We start from the raw sequence: 4,701 nt of genomic DNA, 5'->3' as shown, positions 1-4,701 counted from the left end.
AAAGGTGAGGACGGGCGGGAGAGCCGCCGACCTGTGCGCTCACCTCGCCTCAGGACGCGTGCCTTTGGTCAACGCTTTCGCCATCCGCAGTGCTGACAATGCCGCCTCCGACACAGGCCCGCACCCCGGTTGTGCCCGGCGCAGAGGTCGCTAGCCCCCGCGCGACCCGCACGGCCAGATAGGCAAATGCCTGCGCCTCCAGCATGTCACCATCCAGCCCCACGGCCTCCACCGGCTCCACCGCGCAATCCAGCGAAACCCGCAGCATCTCCATCAGCACCGGATTGTTGCGCCCACCACCGGTGACCAGCACGCGCTCCGGCGCCTCCGGGCAGTGCTGCATCCCCTGCGCAACGGCTGCGGCGCACATGGCCGTCAGCGTGGCGGTGGCATCGGCATCGCTGAGCTCTGTCACCAGACCGATCATCTCTGGAAAATCATTCCGGTCCAAAGACTTCGGCGGCAGTCTTGAGAAATACGGCTCTGCCAGGAAAAGCTCCAGCGCGCCATTTTCCACGGTGCCATCCCGGGCGATCCGACCACCCTCATCCATTTGCACACCGCGCCGTGCCAGCAGGAAATCATTGATCGGCGCATTTGCCGGTCCGGTATCAAACGCCAGCAAGGCCCCCGGCGTCTCCGGCGCCTCAAGGCGCGGATCGACATAGGTCAGGTTGCCCACCCCGCCAAGGTTCAGAAAACACAAAGGCCGCTGAGCGCCAATATAGCGCGCGCAGGCGTGGTGAAAGAACGGCGCCAACGGCGCGCCTTCGCCCCCCAATGCCACGTCATCCGAGCGGAAATCCCAGACCACCGGACGCCCCAGCGCCTGCGCCAGAACGGCGCCATCACCAACCTGGAGCGTGCCCTGAAGTCGCGGCGCATGCGCCAGGGTCTGACCATGAAAGCCGATCAGATCCACCTCGCGGTAATCCCGCATCGCCGCGATATGCGCATCCTCCACCACGCGGGCCGCCGCCACCACCTCAGGGCCGGTCCATTTCCCCAGCGCCGCGCGCAACACTGCACGCTCGGCGTCGGAATAGGGGCGATAGCCGGTCTCGCCGAACCCCAGGATTTGCTGCCCGTCGGTATTGAGAACCGCCACATCCACCCCGTCCAGAGATGTCCCGCTCATCGCACCCAAGGCCCGCACCGGACCTGATTTGGAAATGGCCTTGCCCATTCTTGCCCTCGTTCCTGTACAGCCGGAGCCTCCCGGCCATCAGGCGATATCCTACACCGCGTATTTTGTCCCGAAAACAGGTTCCAACCCCTCGCGATGCGTTTTATACAGCCCCACGCAACTTCTACAGCCGAGGCACGCCATGACCTATCATCCGAAATCGGATTTTATCGCCATTATGATGGAACGCGGGTTCCTGGCGGATTGCACCGATTACCAGGGCCTGGACGAAGCGCTGGCCAGTGGCACGCAATCGGCCTATATCGGCTACGACGCCACTGCAAAATCGCTGCATGTGGGGCACCTCCTCAACATCATGATGCTGCGCTGGCTGCAAAAGACCGGCCACCGCCCGATCACATTGATGGGGGGCGGCACCACAAAGGTCGGCGATCCCTCCTTCCGCTCGGATGAGCGGCCATTGCTTGGCCCCGAGCAGATCGACGAGAATATCGCCGGCATGCAGAAGGTCTTTGCCAACTATCTGTCCTATGGCGATGCGCCGTCAGACGCCTTGATGCTGAACAACGCCGAATGGCTGGATGACCTCAACTACCTGGAATTCCTGCGTGATATCGGGCGGCATTTCTCGGTAAACCGGATGCTGTCGTTTGAAAGCGTGAAATCCCGTCTGGACCGCGAGCAATCGCTCTCCTTCCTGGAATTCAACTATATGATCCTCCAGGCCTATGACTTTCTGGAAATCAACCGCCGCTATGGCTGTGTGCTGCAAATGGGTGGCTCCGACCAATGGGGCAATATCATCAACGGCATCGACCTGACCCGCCGCGTGCTGGATCACGAGATCTACGGGCTGACCTCGCCCTTGCTGACCACATCGGATGGCCGCAAGATGGGCAAGAGCCAGGGCGGCGCGATCTGGCTCAACGGCGATATGCTCTCGCCCTATGAATTCTGGCAGTTCTGGCGCAACACCACCGATGCGGATGTCGGGCGTTTCCTGAAGCTTTATACCGAACTTCCGGTTGCCGAATGTGATCGGCTGGGCGCGCTTCAAGGCTCCGAGATCAACGAGGGCAAGATCATCCTCGCCAATGAGGTCACCACCCTGCTTCATGGCGCCGAGGCCGCCGCGGCGGCAGAAGCCACCGCCCGCGAGGTCTTTGAAAAAGGCGGCGTCGGGGATGACCTGCCGACCCTTACGCTGAGCGCGGAGGAGCTCGGGGACGGGTTGTCGATCGTGCAGATCATCGTGAAATCGGGTCTTGCGAAATCGGGCAAGGAAGCCAAGCGCCTGATCTCCGAGAACGGCGCCCGCATCGACGACGCGCCGCTCACCGACGCAGGATTGATGATCGACGCGGCCGCGCTGGCAAGTCCGATCAAACTCTCCGCCGGCAAAAAGCGCCACGCATTGGTGCAACTCGCCAGCGCGTGAGGCGCGCGGGAGGGGCGCTGCCCCTCTTATCCCTTCGGGCTAATTCACCCCGGGATATTTTGAGTTAGAAGAAGATCATCGTGACACTTCTTCTAACCAGAAATATCCCGGAGTGTGAGGCAGCGCCTCACAAGAAAATCCAGTCAACCAGCGTCAAAATGATATAAGTCGGCACCGACAGGGTGGTTGCCACCAATAATGCGGCGCTCTTTGTCATACGCGCGGCTGGTGCGGCTTTGCCAAGGACGATTGCGTTTTTTTTCATTGCGCTATTAACCAACATTTAGGTTTCGATACGGTTAATAGGGCCATGTTTGATCATGGCGCCACCGATGCAATACTTCCCCGGCTGGATACAGAAAGTGCGCTCGCGCAGTCGACGGAGTTCGCGAATGCGTTGCGCCTGGCCGGACAGGCGCCTTTGATGCTGAAGAGCGAACAAAACCTGCTGGTCTTGCGGCGCAGCTTCTGGCGCTTCCCGGTTGCGATGATCAACCGCGCCGAGATGCCTGCCCCCGCGCAGCTGTTTCAGGCGTTGCATGAGGCCGGCCTGCGTCGGACGCCGATTATTCTGTCGCCCAATCATCGGGTGCCGGAGCTGGCCAAACTCGGCGCCGTGCCCCTGATGAGCCCGGCCAGTATTGCGCTTCTGAGGCTGCAGAAGGATGCCACAGCCCGCCGCGCCATGTTGGCGCAGAAGTGGCGCAACCGTCTGCACCACGGCGAAGCGCAATCCTTGCGGGTCACCCGACAAAATCTGCCCCTTTCCGCCGGTCACTGGTTGCTGCGGGCGGATGCCGCCCAGCAAGAGGCGCGGGGCTATCAAGCCTGGCCCGTCGCGCTGACGCTGGCCTATGCCCAGGCCAACCGTGGATGTGCCAAGCTGTTTGAAGCCCGCGACGGCAATGACATCGTCGCCGGTGTTCTGCTGCTCACCCATGGCGACGGGGCCACCTATCACGTCGCCCATACGACGGATCGGGGCAAAGCGCTGTCGGCGCATAACCTGCTGATGTGGCGGGCAATGGAGTGGTTGGCGGCAAAGGGCATCCGGCAGCTGGACCTCGGCGTGATCAATACCGAGGATGCACCCGGGCTGGCTCGTTTCAAGCTCGGCACCGGGGCCGAGGTCAAGCGGCTCGGTGGCACATGGCTCTATTGGCCGCCTCTTGGGCGCAGTCTCGCTCCGCTGGCCGCGCTGGATCGGACCTTGATGTCTGCCTGAAGGCTTTCGTCTGCCGCCGCGCTGGACAGTTCGCCTCCGCCATGATTATTTGAACACATGTTCATTTCATGGGAGGAATGCGAGACATGAAACTCGCGACAACGCGCGCCATCGTGACAGGGGGCGCTTCCGGGCTGGGAGAAGCAACCGCCAGGCATTTCAGAGCCGCCGGTGCCGAGGTAACGATCCTGGACCGCGATGCGGATCGGGGCGCCAAGATCGCCGCCAGCATTGGCGCGCATTTTGCGCAAACGGATGTGACCTGCGAGGAGTCTGTGCAAGCCGCCATCGCGCTTGCCACCACGCGCATGGGCGGGCTCACCGCCTGCGTCAACTGTGCCGGGATTGCCCATGCGATCAAGACGGTCGGTCGCGACGGGCCACATCCGATGAAGACGTTCCAGCAGACCGTCGATATCAACCTCGTCGGGAGCTTCAACGTCGCACGCCTCGCCGCGGTCGAGATTGCCAAGACCGAACCGGAGCCAGACGGCGCCCGTGGGGTGATCATCAACACCGCCTCTATCGCTGCTTTTGACGGGCAAAAGGGCCAGGCTGCCTATGCCGCTTCCAAAGGCGGCATCGTGGCGATGACCTTGCCAATGGCGCGGGATCTGGCCTCCAGTGGAATTCGGGTGATGGCGATCGCGCCGGGGATCTTCATGACGCCGATGCTGGCAGGGCTGCCGGAAGAGGCGCAGGCCCAGCTGGCGGCCGATGTGCCCAACCCGGCCCGACTTGGCCAGCCTGAGGAATACGCCCGTTTGGCCGGCTTTATTGTCGAGATGGGCTACCTCAACGGCGAGGTCATCCGGCTTGACGGAGCCTTGCGCATGCGCTGAGGGCGGCGCTCCCGCCCGTCCTCCCCTTTGCCTTGCAAAGGGTCGATCC

At 62.4% G+C, this 4,701-nt stretch carries 5 protein-coding genes; 3 read left to right on the top strand and 2 right to left on the bottom strand.

From position 1 onward, the window contains the following. Positions 1–49: 49 nt before the first annotated feature. A complete protein-coding gene (locus tag HCZ87_RS19855; protein WP_167646718.1) occupies positions 50–1,186 on the bottom strand; it encodes an anhydro-N-acetylmuramic acid kinase in 1,137 nt (378 codons plus the stop codon). Between the two features lie 142 nt (positions 1,187–1,328). Here HCZ87_RS19855 and tyrS point away from each other — a divergent pair, with 142 nt between their 5' ends. Then, complete coding sequence (tyrS, locus tag HCZ87_RS19850) at positions 1,329–2,585, top strand: tyrosine--tRNA ligase (RefSeq protein ID WP_167646717.1); 1,257 nt, start codon at positions 1,329–1,331, stop codon at positions 2,583–2,585. Between the two features lie 127 nt (positions 2,586–2,712). Here tyrS and HCZ87_RS19845 read toward each other — a convergent pair whose 3' ends face one another. After that, a complete protein-coding gene (locus HCZ87_RS19845; RefSeq protein WP_167646711.1) occupies positions 2,713–2,868 on the bottom strand; it encodes a hypothetical protein in 156 nt (51 codons plus the stop codon). A 27-nt stretch (positions 2,869–2,895) separates the two neighbouring features. Here HCZ87_RS19845 and HCZ87_RS19840 point away from each other — a divergent pair, with 27 nt between their 5' ends. Together HCZ87_RS19840 and HCZ87_RS19835 are read left to right on the top strand one after the other, a co-directional pair. Beyond that, a complete protein-coding gene (locus HCZ87_RS19840; protein ID WP_167646715.1) occupies positions 2,896–3,810 on the top strand; it encodes a GNAT family N-acetyltransferase in 915 nt (304 codons plus the stop codon). Between the two features lie 86 nt (positions 3,811–3,896). Further along, positions 3,897–4,652: an SDR family NAD(P)-dependent oxidoreductase gene (locus HCZ87_RS19835; protein ID WP_167646713.1), complete on the top strand. Its 756-nt coding sequence runs from the start codon at positions 3,897–3,899 to the stop codon at positions 4,650–4,652. The last annotated feature ends 49 nt before the right edge of the window (positions 4,653–4,701 follow it).

It is taken from the genome of Phaeobacter sp. HF9A, from assembly GCF_011806385.1.
GTDB lineage: Bacteria > Pseudomonadota > Alphaproteobacteria > Rhodobacterales > Rhodobacteraceae > Epibacterium.
This window is presented reverse-complemented; position numbering and strand designations above follow the sequence as displayed.